General features: G+C 44.2%; 16 protein-coding genes, 1 tRNA gene, 2 rRNA genes, 1 other RNA gene and 1 other annotated feature. Of the genes, 5 read left to right on the top strand and 15 right to left on the bottom strand.

All coding sequences use genetic code 11. The features are described 5' to 3' along the window. From BLT53_RS24585 to tadA, 8 genes are all read right to left on the bottom strand, one after another. Positions 1-207: ribosomal RNA gene (locus BLT53_RS24585) — 16S ribosomal RNA — on the bottom strand; the annotation flags it as partial. 322 nt (positions 208-529) lie between these two features. Further along, positions 530-796, bottom strand: a complete 267-nt coding sequence (locus BLT53_RS24580) for a pro-sigmaK processing inhibitor BofA family protein (protein ID WP_061976037.1) — start codon at positions 794-796, stop codon at positions 530-532. A gap of 69 nt (positions 797-865) precedes the next feature. Continuing rightward, positions 866-1,090, bottom strand: a complete 225-nt coding sequence (locus BLT53_RS24575; RefSeq protein ID WP_090240038.1) for a YaaL family protein — start codon at positions 1,088-1,090, stop codon at positions 866-868. A gap of 19 nt (positions 1,091-1,109) precedes the next feature. After that, positions 1,110-1,706, bottom strand: coding sequence for a recombination mediator RecR (gene recR / locus BLT53_RS24570; RefSeq protein WP_090240035.1), 597 nt, complete (start codon positions 1,704-1,706; stop codon positions 1,110-1,112). Positions 1,707-1,717: 11 nt separating this feature from the next. Beyond that, entirely contained in the window at positions 1,718-2,041 is a 324-nt protein-coding gene (locus BLT53_RS24565; protein WP_061976031.1) for a YbaB/EbfC family nucleoid-associated protein, read from the bottom strand. A gap of 20 nt (positions 2,042-2,061) precedes the next feature. After that, on the bottom strand, positions 2,062-3,747 hold the full coding sequence (gene dnaX / locus BLT53_RS24560) for a DNA polymerase III subunit gamma/tau (protein ID WP_090240034.1): 1,686 nt from the start codon (positions 3,745-3,747) through the stop codon (positions 2,062-2,064). Between the two features lie 116 nt (positions 3,748-3,863). Further along, an RNA gene (gene ffs / locus BLT53_RS24555) (signal recognition particle sRNA large type) lies at positions 3,864-4,129 on the bottom strand. Positions 4,130-4,223: 94 nt separating this feature from the next. Then, positions 4,224-4,721: a tRNA adenosine(34) deaminase TadA gene (gene tadA / locus BLT53_RS24550; protein ID WP_090240031.1), complete on the bottom strand. Its 498-nt coding sequence runs from the start codon at positions 4,719-4,721 to the stop codon at positions 4,224-4,226. A 112-nt stretch (positions 4,722-4,833) separates the two neighbouring features. Between tadA and BLT53_RS24545 the strand changes: the two genes are divergently transcribed. The 3 genes from BLT53_RS24545 to BLT53_RS24535 all read left to right on the top strand — a co-directional run bounded on the left by BLT53_RS24545 (position 4,834) and on the right by BLT53_RS24535 (position 6,871). Then, the gene (locus tag BLT53_RS24545) at positions 4,834-5,436 is read left to right on the top strand and encodes a cysteine hydrolase family protein (protein WP_090240029.1); all 603 of its coding nucleotides are present in this window, start codon (positions 4,834-4,836) and stop codon (positions 5,434-5,436) included. 128 nt (positions 5,437-5,564) lie between these two features. Then, positions 5,565-6,206, top strand: a complete 642-nt coding sequence (locus BLT53_RS24540) for a deoxynucleoside kinase (protein ID WP_090240027.1) — start codon at positions 5,565-5,567, stop codon at positions 6,204-6,206. After that, on the top strand, positions 6,203-6,871 hold the full coding sequence (locus tag BLT53_RS24535) for a deoxynucleoside kinase (RefSeq protein WP_090240024.1): 669 nt from the start codon (positions 6,203-6,205) through the stop codon (positions 6,869-6,871). The genes BLT53_RS24540 and BLT53_RS24535 overlap by 4 nt, the downstream gene beginning before the upstream one ends. Before the next feature lie 88 nt (positions 6,872-6,959). On the opposite strand, the gene BLT53_RS24530 is transcribed toward BLT53_RS24535, so the two are convergent. Then, positions 6,960-7,052 (bottom strand) — tRNA-Ser (locus BLT53_RS24530). A 122-nt stretch (positions 7,053-7,174) separates the two neighbouring features. Here BLT53_RS24530 and BLT53_RS24525 point away from each other — a divergent pair. Beyond that, entirely contained in the window at positions 7,175-7,468 is a 294-nt protein-coding gene (locus BLT53_RS24525) for a hypothetical protein (RefSeq protein WP_244520560.1), read from the top strand. 42 nt (positions 7,469-7,510) lie between these two features. On the opposite strand, the gene serS is transcribed toward BLT53_RS24525, so the two are convergent. From serS to guaB, 5 genes are all read right to left on the bottom strand, one after another. Then, positions 7,511-8,785: a serine--tRNA ligase gene (gene serS / locus BLT53_RS24520; protein ID WP_090240022.1), complete on the bottom strand. Its 1,275-nt coding sequence runs from the start codon at positions 8,783-8,785 to the stop codon at positions 7,511-7,513. A 153-nt stretch (positions 8,786-8,938) separates the two neighbouring features. Continuing rightward, positions 8,939-9,153, bottom strand: a binding site (T-box leader). 39 nt (positions 9,154-9,192) lie between these two features. Next, positions 9,193-9,777: a pyridoxal 5'-phosphate synthase glutaminase subunit PdxT gene (gene pdxT / locus BLT53_RS24515; protein ID WP_090240019.1), complete on the bottom strand. Its 585-nt coding sequence runs from the start codon at positions 9,775-9,777 to the stop codon at positions 9,193-9,195. An 18-nt stretch (positions 9,778-9,795) separates the two neighbouring features. Beyond that, entirely contained in the window at positions 9,796-10,680 is an 885-nt protein-coding gene (gene pdxS, locus BLT53_RS24510; protein WP_090240016.1) for a pyridoxal 5'-phosphate synthase lyase subunit PdxS, read from the bottom strand. A gap of 145 nt (positions 10,681-10,825) precedes the next feature. Further along, a complete protein-coding gene (locus BLT53_RS24505; protein WP_090240040.1) occupies positions 10,826-12,118 on the bottom strand; it encodes a serine hydrolase in 1,293 nt (430 codons plus the stop codon). A 159-nt stretch (positions 12,119-12,277) separates the two neighbouring features. Further along, complete coding sequence (guaB, locus tag BLT53_RS24500) at positions 12,278-13,735, bottom strand: IMP dehydrogenase (protein WP_090240014.1); 1,458 nt, start codon at positions 13,733-13,735, stop codon at positions 12,278-12,280. A 131-nt stretch (positions 13,736-13,866) separates the two neighbouring features. Between guaB and BLT53_RS24495 the strand changes: the two genes are divergently transcribed. Beyond that, on the top strand, positions 13,867-14,838 hold the full coding sequence (locus BLT53_RS24495) for a YaaC family protein (RefSeq protein WP_090240011.1): 972 nt from the start codon (positions 13,867-13,869) through the stop codon (positions 14,836-14,838). Between the two features lie 278 nt (positions 14,839-15,116). Here the strand turns inward: BLT53_RS24495 and rrf are convergent. Then, positions 15,117-15,232 (bottom strand): 5S ribosomal RNA (gene rrf, locus BLT53_RS24490). Positions 15,233-15,288 lie beyond the last annotated feature (56 nt).

Raw genomic sequence — 15,288 nt, 5'->3', positions numbered from 1 at the left:
AAAAAAGAAACAGGCGTTTCTCTTTATTATCCGGTATTAGCTCCGGTTTCCCGGAGTTATCCCCGTCTTACAGGTAGGTTGCCCACGTGTTACTCACCCGTCCGCCGCTAACATCAGAGGAGCAAGCTCCTCATCTGTCCGCTCGACTTGCATGTATTAGGCACGCCGCCAGCGTTCGTCCTGAGCCAGGATCAAACTCTCCAATAAAGTGTTTGATATAGCTCATAAAAATTTGTTTCAAATAAGAAATTGATGGGATTGTAAAATCCCTGACTTACCTGGCTTTTGTTTGGTTTTCAAAGAACATTTTGTTTGTGCCGCTCGTTTTGGCGACTTTATTAGTCTATCACTTAGCTACCGACCAAGTCAACACCTTTTTTTAAAAAGTTTTTTCTTGGCTACTTACCAAATCAGCAAGTAAAGAAGCAGCTCAATTAATATACCACGGTAGCTAATGGTTGGCAAGAGTTTTTATCAAAATAAAAAAAAGAATCCTCTTTTGCCGAACAAAAGCTCAGCATCAAGAGGATCAGCCCACAATAAAATACTGTATTGCCGCCAGTGACGCAAGCCCAGGCAACCCGAGCAAGCCGGAAATAAAGACAGTGGCCGCATTGATCGGAACGTGGATATCGTAGGACGCTCCTGCGGTGTTTAGAAAGAACAGCAGCAAAGCTCCAATAGACAAACGTATCAGCAGCTGCCCTGTCCACCTTAGGGGCTTTAACGGAGCTCCGATCAACAGTAACAGCAAAATTGCACTTCCTATAATGGAAATGACCATGACAGGTTGCATACTTTACCCTCCCAACACTTCATATATAGCTAATGTATGGGGGATGTCCCAAAAAAAGAACAGGAAGGCCTATTTCAGCCTCCCTGTTGTGACTTTTCTAATTTTCGCTTCCTTTAACAGAAACAAATATTTGGCCTCAGCCAGTTTCAATTCACACAAAACCTGATCTGAGGGCTCGACGCTTCTTTCCACCATGCCTTTTTGCTGGGCCCAAACGGTCTTAACTTGCTGAAGGGATTCTAATAGACGTTGATCTCCTTCTTTTCGCAAACGCCCTTTTCGGGAGAAGAACATACGGTATGTCTCCTTTTAATTATATTTCACGCCTGCCTTCCATGGCTTTGGAAAGTGTTACTTCATCGGCATATTCCAAATCCCCGCCTACAGGGAGTCCATGAGCAATCCGCGTAACCTTAATGCCGGTCGGCTTTAACAGACGGGCAATGTACATGGCTGTAGCTTCACCTTCAATATTGGGATCCGTCGCCAATATGATTTCCTGAATGGTGTCATCCGCCAGCCGTTTTAGCAGTTCTGCAATTTTGATGTCTTCCGGCCCAATTCCTTCAATCGGTGAAATCGAACCGTGCAGCACATGGTAAAGGCCTCTGAAGTCCTTCATTTTTTCCATGGCAATAACATCCTTGGAATCATGCACAACACAGATCGTGGTATGATCCCGGCTGGAATCGTCACAGATCATGCATGGATCACGGTCTGTAATATGAAAGCAATTAGAACAATACATTAAGTTCCGTTTGGCGTTTACGAGGGCCCGTCCAAAGTCGAGCACATCGTCTTCACGCATTTCTAACACGAAAAATGCCAGACGGACCGCTGTTTTGGGTCCGATTCCTGGCAATTTCATAAAGCTGTCAATCAGCTTTGATATCGGCTCTGGGTAATGCATATGTTAGCCCCCTAGAATAATCCCGGTATGTTGAGCCCTTTAGTGAATTTGCCCATATCCTGGGATACAAGCTCATCTACTTTTTTAAGTGCTTCATTGGTAGCAGCAAGCACGAGGTCTTGAAGCATTTCAATATCTTCAGGATCAACGACTTCCTCTTTAATATTGACTTCCAGAATTTCTTTATGTCCGTTAGCAATCACGGTAACCATACCGCCACCAGCAGTACCTTCCGCTTTTTTATCCTTAAGGTCCTCCTGGGCTTTTGCCATTTCCTTTTGCATCTTCTGCATTTGTTTCATCATATTGTTCATATTTCCGCCGCCACGCATCATAGAAATCGTCCTCCTAAGGTTTATTCTTTTATTTCAATTAATTCTTCTCCAAAAAGCTTTTTGGCTTCTGCAATTAATGGATCTTCTGCTTCCGCCTGGCCCTGTCCTCCATCACTCCGCTGCTGCTGCTGAATGAACTCTTTTTTCACAGTCTCCCATTCAGGCTGGAGGATGGTTAGCATCGTTAGGGACTTCCCTATTGTACTATAAATTACGTTTTCCACACAGCTACGAATATTATCGGAAGACGCCATTTGACTGTGAATTTCATGCTGGAAGGAGAGAAGCACGTCTTTATCCGAGCAGGCAACCGGTTCTGCACCAGATAAAAGAGCATAGACGCTTACTTTTTCCGCCTTGATCTTTTCCATGATGGTTCCCCAGTTGTTTTTCAGCTGAACCAAATTCGGTTTGGCCGCTTTTTTCAGCATCTCTTTCACCCGGCCGGTATTTGTTCCGCTTCCCTTTCCTGATGTCCTGAACGTTTTCTTTTCCTGAACAGGAGGGGCATCGGATGAGGAAGGTGCAAGTGCCACACCTTTTTCCTTCAAAATTCGTACTTCATGCTCGAGGTCTTCTACTTTCTTTAACAAGTCCTGGCTGGCTCCAGCTGTTTCCTGCCGCTCTTCCTGGCAGATTTTAATCAGGGAAAGCTCCAGAAAAATCTTGGGATGGTTGGTCCACTTCATTTCCTGCTGCGACTGATTCAACAGCTCGATCACTTTGTAAATCCAGGTACGGTCTGTTTCCTCAGCAAGTTCTTTGAATTCATCATCCACTTTTACCCGGTCGAGTATTTCTTCAAGGTTGGGAGCCGTCTGGTATAGAAGCATGTCTCGGTAGTAATAAATGAGATCGGTAAGGAAGCGTACAGGATCTTTACCCTCTGACATAAGCCTGCCTGCCACATTCAGGGCTTTCGCTACATCCTTTTCCTTAAATGCCTTGGCTACCTGTGATAAAAAGCCTTGTGAAACAGCTCCGGTAACTGCCAGCACATCTTCGACCTTCACTTCGTCCTCGCTGTAGGAAATTGCCTGATCGAGCAGGCTTAACGCATCCCGCATTCCCCCTTCAGCCGCCCGGGCAAGAAGGTGGAGGGCATCATCATCTGGAATGATGCTGTTGGAATCCAGTATGGTCTTCATTCGGTTAACGATGGAATCACTGGAGATCCGCTTGAAGTCAAACCGCTGACAACGCGAAACAATGGTCAGTGGGATTTTGTGCGGTTCTGTTGTAGCAAGAATAAAAATAACATGGGGTGGAGGTTCTTCCAATGTTTTAAGCAGGGCGTTAAACGCTCCGGTTGAAAGCATATGAACCTCATCAATGATATAGACCTTGTACCTGACAACCGATGGTGCAAACTTTACTTTATCCCGGATATCCCGGATGTCGTCGACTCCTGTATTGGAAGCCGCATCGATTTCCAGTACATCAGAAATCGACCCGTTTGTAATTCCGATACAGTTATCACACTCATTGCACGGCTCCGCTGTTGGTGCATGGACACAGTTTACAGCCTTAGCGATGATTTTGGCTGCACTTGTTTTCCCCGTTCCCCGTGGGCCTGAAAACAGATAGGCATGGGAAAGCTTGTCCTGGACAAGTGCGTTCTGGATTGTCTTGGTGATATGTTCCTGTCCGACCACATCATGAAAGGACTGCGGCCGCCAGACACGGTAAAGCGCTTGATAGCTCATCCCATGCCCTCCTTCATTCATGTTTAAAAATAAGTTCTCTATCCCCTATTATACTGAAAATCAGCAAAAAACTCACCCCATAAGGAGTGAGTTATTGTTATTAAGTATATAAAATGCCGCGCACCTCTCTTTGGAATAGCCAACCTACGCGTTACCCAGGCAGTTAGCTCGATCCAGGCTGCCCCGCGGCACACGAAGATGACCACTTACTGCTGCTTCCTTCCGGACCTGACAGGGTTCATGGGTCCCCGTTGCGCAGGACCCGAATGTCAACACCACTTACGTGGGTCAGGCCGTACGTTGGACTAACCGAGGAGAGGAATTCAGCCTCGCTACAGCGGATTGCGAGTACAGGGCACCGCTACCTCCCCGCCTAGCGCGACAAAGTGTATAACGTTGTTAGGCACATATCAAATGTGCAAGATTAAGTATACAACGGCAACGATAAAAAATCAACCCGGACCAGATATTTACAATTATTGGCGGCCTTGCAATTTCTTCTTTTCTTTATTTCGTTTTCTGAGCCCCCGGAAGAAAGCGGAAAGCATCTCACTGCATTCTTCACCACGCACCCCTGCTGTGACCTCGCATTGATGATTAAACCGTTCTTCCTCCAAAAGGTTCATCAATGTTCCTGCACAGCCGCCTTTAGGATCTGATGCACCATAGACCACACGGTCAACTCTTGAAAGGACAAGCGCCCCCGCACACATGGCACACGGTTCAAGGGTGACGTAAAGCGTACTGCCCGAAAGCCTCCACGCCTCTAGCTTGCGGCACGCCTGATCGATCGCCAGCAGTTCTGCATGAGCAACGGCACGGTGTTCGGTCTCACGGTGGTTAAAGGCTGCAGCGATCACCTCATCACCCTTGACCAGAACCGCACCGATCGGTACTTCACCTAATTCTTCAGCCTTTTTGGCTTCCTTAAGGGCAAGCGACATATAATACTCGTCTTTTTCTTGTTGAAGCATTGTTTTTAGACTCCATCTTTGTTTTATGTGATTATACAAAAGGTTTTGCTAATAATAAAGAAAGGAATAGATATGAATACCCGAGATAGACTTTAAAAGGAGTGAGTTTTCTTTGTCCTCATCACCATCTTATCCCCCTGTTGCTCTGTTAATCATAGATGTGATCAATGATTTTGATTTTCCTGAAGGAGAGATGCTCATTGAGCAGTCCCTTCCTATCGCCCCTCATATTGCCAACTTGAAAAAAAGGGCTAAGAAACAGGGAATTCCCGTGATTTATGTTAATGATAATTTCGGTAAATGGCAATCGGATAAACATAAACTTGTGGATTATTGCCTCGGAGAAAGAGGAAAGGAATTTGTGGAGCAGCTTACGCCGGAAGAGGATGACTTTTTCATTATCAAACCGATGCACTCCGCTTTCTTTTCAACTCCTTTATCCACTCTTTTGCATGACATGAAAATCACAAGCTTGATCATGACAGGCGTCGCAGGTAATATTTGTGTACTTTTCTCTGCCAATGATGCCTTCATGCGTGATTTCACACTCTATATTCCAGAAGATTGTTCCGCATCCAATATTGCCGAAGACAACGAACGTGCTATTTTGCTAATGAAAAACACCCTTAGCGCCGATATAACCAGGGAGAACGAATTGGACCTTGAAAAGATTATAAAAGAAGCGGAAGAAAATAAAAAAAGAACGATATATTGATTACCTGCCCCAGGATGTTTTGACAAACATCCTCATAAATGATTTAGTTCTATTCCCTCCGCTCTTCATATGCTACAATATCTTCTGTCTGTTATTTTTTTGTAAGTGAAGTTAGGGAGGAAAGCAGCATGAATTCTACCCCCTTTATTGCAGTTGAAGGGCCGATTGGTGTTGGAAAAACATCATTAGCAAAAGCCATATCAGAACACTACAGGTTTAAGCTGTTAAAAGAGATTGTAGAAGAGAACCCGTTTTTGGGAAAGTTTTATGAAAACATTGATGAGTGGAGCTTCCAGACAGAAATGTTTTTTCTCTGCAACCGCTACAAGCAGCTTGAGGATATACAGAAACTTTATCTAAACCAAAACATCCCGGTTGTGGCTGATTACCATATTTTTAAGAACCGGATTTTTGCCGAACGGACGCTTACAGGCAGAAATTACGACAAATACATGCAAATATTTAATATCTTAACCGAAGATATGCCGGTTCCGAACATGATCATCTATTTGAATGCAGGATTGGAAACCTTGCTGGATCGCATCAAGCTTCGCGGAAGAAATATTGAAAAGCAAATGGACCCCGCTTATCTTATGCAGCTGGTTTCCGACTATGAACTGTTCATGACTGCTTTTCAACAGGAACATCCTGAAATTCCTGTCCTCACCTTTAATGGAGATGAACTGGATTTTGTTGCAAACAGCAGTGACAAAGAGCGAATCTTTGCCAAAATAGAAACCACCCTGCATAAAGGAGAATTAACTAGATGAATTTAGCACAGAAGTACAATATCCCTTTAAATGCTGTGATTACAGTGGCGGGTACCGTGGGAGCCGGCAAATCCACACTCACTTCTGCACTGGCTGAAGCTTTAAACTTCAGAACATCAATGGAAAAGGTAGACAACAATCCGTACCTCGACAAGTTTTATAAGGATTTTGAACGATGGAGCTTCCATCTGCAGATTTTCTTTTTGGCGGAGCGCTTCAAGGAACAAAAGCGGATGTTTGAATATGGCGGCGGTTTTGTCCAGGACCGCTCGATTTATGAAGATACCGGTATTTTTGCAAAAATGCACGCTGACAAAGGAACGATGTCAGAAGTGGACTATGATACGTACACACGGTTGTTCGAGGCCATGGTAATGACCCCATACTTCCCTCATCCCGATGTATTGATCCATCTGGAGGGATCGCTCGAAGATATCCTTGAGCGGATCAAACACCGCGGACGGCAAATGGAACAAGATACTCCCATCGAATATTGGGTTGAAATGTATGAACGGTATGAACAATGGATTTCCAACTTTAATATCTGTCCTGTTCTTCGTGTGAACATCAATGATTATGATCTCATCCATGACCCGTCATCCATTGAGCAGATTGTTGCCAAGATCGCACAGAAAATCGAAACCAAACGAGAAGTACGTCTATAAAAAAGTCCTCCCCAGAATGCTTGGGGAGGATTTTTTTCATGAAAGCAATAAAAAAACACCTGCACGAGGCAGGTGTGTTGATTATGTATGGAGGAGGTAGAGGGATTCGAACCCCCGCGAGCCGTTAAGCCCCTGTCGGTTTTCAAGACCGATCCCTTCAGCCGGACTTGGGTATACCTCCGTGTCTAATTCGTACTGACAAAAAATATATTACCATGCGACTAGCTATAAAGTCAACTGCTTTTCTTAAAAATATTCCCTTTTTCATTCTATGCATTCCATCGTCAAAATAGACACGGTATATTGAATAAAAAGGGGGATGAAGATATAAAGAAACTCCGGATTGCTGTTTTATTATTGCTGATTTGCCTTGCCTACCTGCTGTACCGCCTAGGGAAGGAAAAACTGTATCTTTCCCGTATTTCGGTTCATGCTGATAATCCTGTGTCTCTGCACTGGAACAGAATCAGCCTTGATACTCAATTTGTTAAAGGGGACCCGGGATCCATTTATCAAATCTGGATGACACCTGTATATGGATTGATTCTTATTTCCCTCATCCTTACCCTGTTGTCCTTCAAAAAAGAGAAAAAATAAAGGAAGGGAGATTGAACTTCTCCCCCCTTTGCCTCAAGCATATTACTGGATAATTTCCTTATTCCCCATGTAAGGGCGCAATACCTCAGGAATCACAATGCTTCCGTCTTCCTGCTGATAATTTTCCAAAATCGCAGCAACGGTTCGGCCGATTGCAAGACCAGATCCATTTAACGTATGAACGTATTCCGGTTTTCCTTTGGCTTCACGGCGGAAGCGGATTTGTGCTCTCCTCGCCTGGAAGGCTTCAAAATTGGAACAAGAAGAGATCTCACGGTATGTGCCATAGCTTGGAATCCATACTTCAATGTCATACTTCTTCGCTGCCGTAAATCCTAAGTCAGCTGTACACATGCTGAGCACCCGGTAAGGAAGCTTCAGAAGCTGAAGAATTTTTTCTGCATGGCCTGTGAGCTTTTCTAGTTCTTCATAAGAATCCTCAGGCTTAACAAAACGCACAAGCTCTACCTTATTGAATTGATGCTGGCGAATCAGGCCGCGTGTATCTCTTCCTGCAGAACCCGCTTCAGAACGGAAGCACGCGCTGTAGGCCACATAACCTTTTGGCAATTCCTCAGCCGTTAAAATCTCGCTGCGGTGCAAGTTGGTCACAGGAACTTCCGCTGTAGGGATTAAAAAGTAATCTTCTTCACGAATCTTAAACGCATCTTCTTCAAACTTTGGAAGCTGCCCTGTGCCTGTCATGCTTTCCCGGTTTACCATATATGGTGGTAAAATCTCCGTATATCCATGGTGGTCTTCATGATAATCCATCATCATATTGATCAATGCCCGTTCCAGGCGCGCCCCTGCTCCCTTATAAAAAGCAAAACGGCTGCCGGTTACTTTGGCGGCTCTTTCAAAGTCAACAATATCAAGGTCCGTCGCCAAGTCCCAATGGGCCTTTGGCTCAAAAGAAAATTCTTTAATATCCCCCCAATGGCGGACTGGCACGTTGTCATCCTCTGTTTCACCCACAGGCACGCTTTCATGCGGAAGATTCGGCAAAGTCAGCATGATATGATTCAAATCTTCTTCAGTCGTACGGAGCTCCTCATCAATCGCTTTGATTCTGTCGCCCACTTCTCGCATCTCTTTAATCAGTTGATCCGCATCCTTCTTTTCCCGCTTAAATTCCGCAACCTGTTTGGATACTTCATTCCGCTTGGACTTCAGCGTTTCTGTTTCACCAATCAATTGACGGCGGCGTTCATCCAACTCAAGAAAACGATCAAGACCGGATAAATCTTCACCCCGCTTGCTTAACTTTTCTTTCACTTCATCAAAATTCGCTCGAACAAATTTCAAATCCAGCATGTTTTTATCCTCCTTTATTCCAACCTTTACACAACAACCAATGTTACATCCAAAAGTAGAGCCCACTATTCACCGAAAGCCACCGAAGAAATTCGGAGCTTGTTGTTCGGCGTACAAAATAAAAAACTCCCGTCCCTGCACTACACTAAAGTAGAAAGGGACGAGAGTTAACCCGCGTTGCCACCCTGGTTGCAGGCGATTGCCTGCCGCTCGGCATTGATAACGGACAATGTGGACCGTGAAAGCCTACTTTACATTTCAGCTTCCCACTCAAGGATGGATTCGCAACAGATTTTGATCGGTTTTCACCAGCCACCGACTCTCTGGTCAAAAATCATGTTACTACTGATTCCTGTCTTCGATTTAACACATAATGTTTGTATAGTAATGTACAACAATTTCTTTTTTTATGCAATGACTTTTTTCGTTTCATTCACCATCTGCACAAAAAATTGATGCAGGCGGTAGTCATCCGTTAGCTCGGGATGAAAGGCTGCGCACAGGAAATGTCCCTGTCTGGCGGCCACAATGCGGTCATTATGAACGGAAAGAACTTCAACATCTTTACCGACATTCACGATGTAAGGCGCACGGATGAATACTCCATTTACATCCTCACCCACACCTTTGATTTGAAGCTCTGCTTCAAAACTGTCTTTTTGGCGGCCGAACGCATTGCGTTCCACCGTCATATCAATCAGCTCAAGGTGGGCGGTATCTTGTCCCTGAATGGTTTTCGCCATCAGGATCAGACCTGCACATGTGCCAAAAACCGGTTTTTCCTTCGCAAATGCTTTAAGTGGTTCAAGAAATTCATATTTATCGATTAAACGCCTCATGGCCGTGCTTTCTCCGCCCGGGATTACCAGGCCATCAAGGTCATTCAGCTCATCAATTCGCTTTACGCCTACTGCTTCTGCGCCGCTTTCCTGTAAAGCTTTAATATGTTCCCTTACAGCGCCTTGCAGAGCAAGTACACCTATTTTAGTCATTTATGCAGCGTTCCCTTCTTACCAGCCTCGATCCTGCATACGGTCTCCAGGAAGAAGCGTGGAGATGTCAATTCCTTTCATTGCGGTTCCAAGTCCTTTGGACAATTCTGCAATCAGCTCATAATCTCTGTAATGAGTAGTTGCTTCTACAATCGCACGGGCAAACTTTTCAGGGTTTGCTGATTTGAAGATTCCTGATCCTACAAATACACCGTCAGCTCCAAGCTCCATCATTAATGCTGCATCAGCTGGTGTAGCTACGCCGCCGGCTGCAAAGTTAACGACTGGAAGACGGCCGTCTTTTTTGATTTGAAGAAGAATTTCATAAGGTGCCCCAAGGTTTTTCGCCTCTGTCATCAATTCATCTTCGCTCATTGCAGATACTTTGCGGATCTGGCCTTGAATCATGCGCATGTGACGAACCGCTTCTACGATATTTCCTGTTCCGGGTTCACCTTTTGTGCGGATCATGGATGCTCCTTCACCAATACGGCGGGATGCTTCTCCAAGATCCCGTGCTCCACATACAAATGGAACGGTAAAGTCTCGTTTGTTTAAGTGGAATACTTCGTCAGCAGGAGTCAGTACTTCACTTTCATCCAGGTAGTCTACTCCCATGGATTCAAGAACACGAGCTTCAACAATGTGACCGATTCTTGCTTTCGCCATAACGGGGATACTCACTGCATTGAGTACTTCCTCTACGATGGTAGGGTCAGCCATGCGAGCCACTCCGCCTGCTGCGCGAATATCAGCCGGAACACGCTCAAGCGCCATAACGGCTACTGCACCGGAAGCTTCAGCAATCTTGGCTTGTTCTGCATTGATGACATCCATAATGACGCCGCCTTTTTGCATTTCAGCCATTCCGCGTTTAACACGATCTGTACCTGTTTTCAACATGCTACATATCCCCCTATTTATTAACTCAAATCTGAGTTTTTATAATTATCAAATTCTCATTTATTTTAACGTAAAACCGATAAAATTCATAGGGTTTAAAAAAATACTCTTCAAAAGCCGTGCTTTCGAAGAGTATGGTATGACGTTAGAACCAGCCTTTTACCGTATCCATGGCAGAATTCCAGACACCGCCAAAGAAATGGCCCGTGCTTCTCATGGACAGTACAAACCAATTAGCTTTTTCGACCGCTTTGGTTGTTACCACACTGGCTTGTCCTTTACCGGACCCGTCATTGAGCAAATAGCCCTGATCCTTTTCTTTACCTGTATATTTCAGCTCGATGTGTCCGATCGCTTCGCCTTTTTTAAGAGGAGCTTTCAATTTCCCGTCCTTATCAAGGTGTTTTTTATCGATTACAAGTACAGGCTTGTAGTTTTCTTTTTCACCATTTTTCACCAGCATGGTTACCGGTTCTCTTGTTTTAATTCCAACTTCTTTATCCTTACCTTGAATAACTGGAAGGGTTTTTTGTTTTTTGAGCTGATAGCCCTTAGGCAATAATGTTTCTTTAGAATAATTTTCAAATCCATAACTCAGCAGCTTTTTAGTTTCGTCGAAACGGCCTTTATAGCTGTCGGATTTCATTAGAACAGAGATAAGTCTTGTTCCATCACGTTTAGCTGTAGCCGCAAAGGCATAACCCGCACTGTCAGTGGTACCTGTCTTAAGACCATCTACACCTTTATATCCGTAAACAAGTTGCGGAAGCATCCAGTTCCAGTTTTTCATAAGGATTTTGTCATCGGTATTCGGACGGAACCATTTAGCAGGAATACTTGCGATATCCAGAACTTCCGGATAGTCATTGATCAGCTTGTATGCGAGAATACCAACCGATTTTGCGGACATTTTATTCTCATCTGTTTTGCTTCCAACAGAATCATATCCTTGCAGGTCATTGTTATTCAAACCTGTACAGTTAACAAAACGGGCATCCTTGATTCCCATTTCCTTAGCTTTGTCATTCATCATTTTAACAAACTTTTCTTCAGACCCGCCGACTAACTCTGCAAGAGCTATGGACGCACCATTGGCAGAATAGATCGCCATGGCTTCATAAAGTTCTTTTACCGAATATTTATAGTCACTGCGTAATGGGACATTTGATAGGGAACGGTTTTGAGAAATTTTATGGGCATATGTACTGATGGCAGTCTTTTGATCCCACTTGATTTTACCTTTTTTAATAGCTTCATTTACCAGGTATTCTGTCATCATTTTTGACATACTGGCAGGCGGCAAGACTTGCTCGGCTTTCTTTTGATATAAAACCTTTCCTGTATCTCCATCAACTAAAATCGCAGTCTCTGAACTGGATTTAAGCTCAGGAGCAGCGCTTGCTTTATCTGAATATCCAAACATACTGGCTGATAACATCGAAACCAAAACAGCGGAAAACGTAATACCTTTAATTTTGTTGCCGAACAACACTGACACCTCCATACAATTTACACACAAACGTAATTGTACCATAGCAATTTACAAAAAAATAGACAGAGGAATAACCTCTGTCCACTTTTTTTCAAAAATCTATCTTTAGACTGAATAATTTGGTGCTTCTTTGGTAATCTGAACTTGGTGAGGATGACTCTCGCGAAGCCCGGCACCTGTAATTCGAACAAATTTGGAATTATTTTGAAGATCTTCGATTGTTGGTGTACCGCAATATCCCATACCGGAACGAATACCTCCGATTAGCTGGAACAAGGTATCCGCCAACGGTCCTTTGTAAGGTACGCGTCCTTCAATGCCTTCCGGAACAAGTTTTTGGTTATTTTCCTGGAAATATCGGTCGCGGCTTCCTTGTTCCATGGCGCCGATGGATCCCATTCCCCGGTATACCTTAAACTGACGTCCCTGATAAATTTCACGCTCTCCCGGGCTTTCTGATACACCGGCAAGCATGCTGCCCAGCATAACGGCATGTCCTCCAGAAGCCAGTGCTTTTACGATGTCACCGGAATACTTAATGCCACCGTCCGCAATGATTGGAATCCCGTGCTTTCGTGCTTCTGTCGCACAATCATAAACAGCTGTTACCTGTGGAACGCCAACTCCTGCCACAACGCGTGTAGTACAGATAGACCCCGGACCAATACCTACTTTAACCACACTTGCTCCTGCTTCAATAAGATCCCTTGTAGCTTCGGCAGTAGCCACGTTACCGGCAATAATTGTAAGGCCCGGGTATTTGGCACGAACTTCCCTGACCTTAGTCAGTACGCCTTCAGAATGGCCATGAGCGGTATCAATAACAATGGCATCAACGCCAGCCTCTACTAGCTTGTCGATACGAACCATCGCATCTTTCGTCACGCCTACTGCTGCTCCAGCAAGCAAACGTCCCTGGCTGTCTTTTGCGGAGTTCGGAAACTCAATCACTTTCTCAATATCTTTTATGGTAATTAATCCTTGAAGAGTTCCTTCATCATCAACCAATGGAAGCTTTTCAATCTTATGCTTTTGAAGCAATTGTTCCGCTTCTTTAAGCGTTGTTCCAACAGGTGCAGTAACAAGGTTCTCTTTTGTCATTACATCTGAAATCTGGATGGAGTAATCTTCAATAAAGCGAAGATCACGGTTGGTGAGAATGCCGACTAATTTTTTGTCGCCGTCCACAATGGGTACACCGCTAATTCTGTATTTCCCCATAAGGTGCTCAGCATCAAATACTTGATGGTCAGGAGTCAGGTAAAAAGGATCTGTGATAACCCCACTTTCAGAACGCTTAACCCTGTCCACTTGCTCTGCTTGCTGTTCAATTGACATGTTTTTATGAATGATACCCAACCCGCCCTGGCGTGCCATGGCAATTGCCAATTCAGCTTCTGTTACGGTATCCATCCCTGCACTAATAATTGGTACATTTAATTGTACAGAGTTAGAAAGACGTGTTTTTAAGGACACATCCTTTGGCAGTACTGAAGACTTCGATGGGACCAACAATACATCATCAAACGTTAATCCTTCTTTCTCAAACTTGCTCTCCCACATGCATACTCCACCCTTCTCATCAATTTTCTTCCTGCAAAATATTATTTGTAGATTAACAACTGGATAAACTACTGTCAAGGAAGGAACAATAAGTCTAACTTTTCAAAAAATAACTGGAGAGGCAAATACTCATGTCAACTCATAAAATTTGGTCTATGTACAGCAGCTTCCTCTCTTCAAGCAGGGCTCAAAAGTATCTTTATTCTTGTTATTCAAGCAAAGGGATTGAACAGGCAGAAAGCAAAAGTTACCAGAACTGCTACCCCTTTATCTATTTTCTCGAACACGGAAAAAAATATTATGATCTGGCGGGCACAGCTCCTACAGAGCTGCAGCCTGTTCTTTTGTTCTATGGTATGATTCAGCTGCTTAAAGCTTGCATCCTGACCGTCGATCCCGGCTATCCTGAAAACAGCTCCGTCCTCGCCCATGGGGTGACAACAAGGAAACGGAAAAAGAAGTATTATGAATTCCTTCAGGACGAAGTTAGAATTCAGAGAAGCGGCCTATTTAACCACTTTTCTGCTCAATTGTTTCATGTGAAACATGCTGAAGGAGAAAAGCTGAAAATGAACGATATTATGCCCCTTATTCCTGAATTAAGAGATCTGTTCTGGCAGGTGCAAAATGAAACAGTAAATGTAGCCGTCTGCAGAAAAGACCAGGAGCTGATGATTCCAGTTGAAGTTCTTGACGGTCTTTATATGAATAAGGAAAGGTTCCTCCTTTTCCTAAATGAAAATCAAGCTATTACGTATCAGTTATTAAAAGAAACAAAGGAACACATCATTGTCCACTCATCCAAAGAGCTTCATCCCCTTGAGTGCGAGCCATTCAGTTACCATAGTGACGGCCAATATTATTTGTATGGGAGCAGGCGGGATATGAAGGAATTGAACGAATGCATGATTCATTACGCCGTACTCTACAACCTGAGTATGCTGTGCCGCTATGAAACCGAATGGTGGAGTGACATCTTCCACTCCTATACAACCAATGATCTCCCATTTATTAAAGAGTTTCTCACCGTTACACAGTACAAGATGCCTTATCTGCTGGGTGAGTATTTACGCCAGCAGGATCTGCAGGGAGAGGGCTATTGATATTTTAAAAAACTAATTTAAGGGCTTTGATTCAGTTCACGGCCTTTTTATGATCCTTTGAAAGGGAAAAGAACTACTTAGGGGCTTTTGATGCGGCCGAAGCTGAAACGCTGGTGGATCCAGGGGTATGGGGGTTTTTGTTTTATTCCCGCGCCGCTGCTTAGTTGCGGTTTGACTCAATGAATTGCGGTTCGACACGATTGGATGAATATCACGTCATTTTCATTCCACGACAAAACAAAAAAGCACCGCTGATTTCTCAGCAGTGCTTCGTCTTTGCCCGGCAACGTCCTACTCTAACAGGGGGAAGCCCCCAACTACCATCGGCGCTGAAGAGCTTAACTTCCGTGTTCGGTATGGGAACGGGTGTGACCTCTTCGCTATTGCCACCAGACATATATCGGTTTGTGATCAACGGCGATCTTCTTCGTCGCTGACAAACCTTTTATT

It is taken from the genome of Fictibacillus solisalsi (genome assembly GCF_900103485.1).
Taxonomy (GTDB): domain Bacteria; phylum Bacillota; class Bacilli; order Bacillales; family Fictibacillaceae; genus Fictibacillus_C; species Fictibacillus_C solisalsi.
This window is presented reverse-complemented; position numbering and strand designations above follow the sequence as displayed.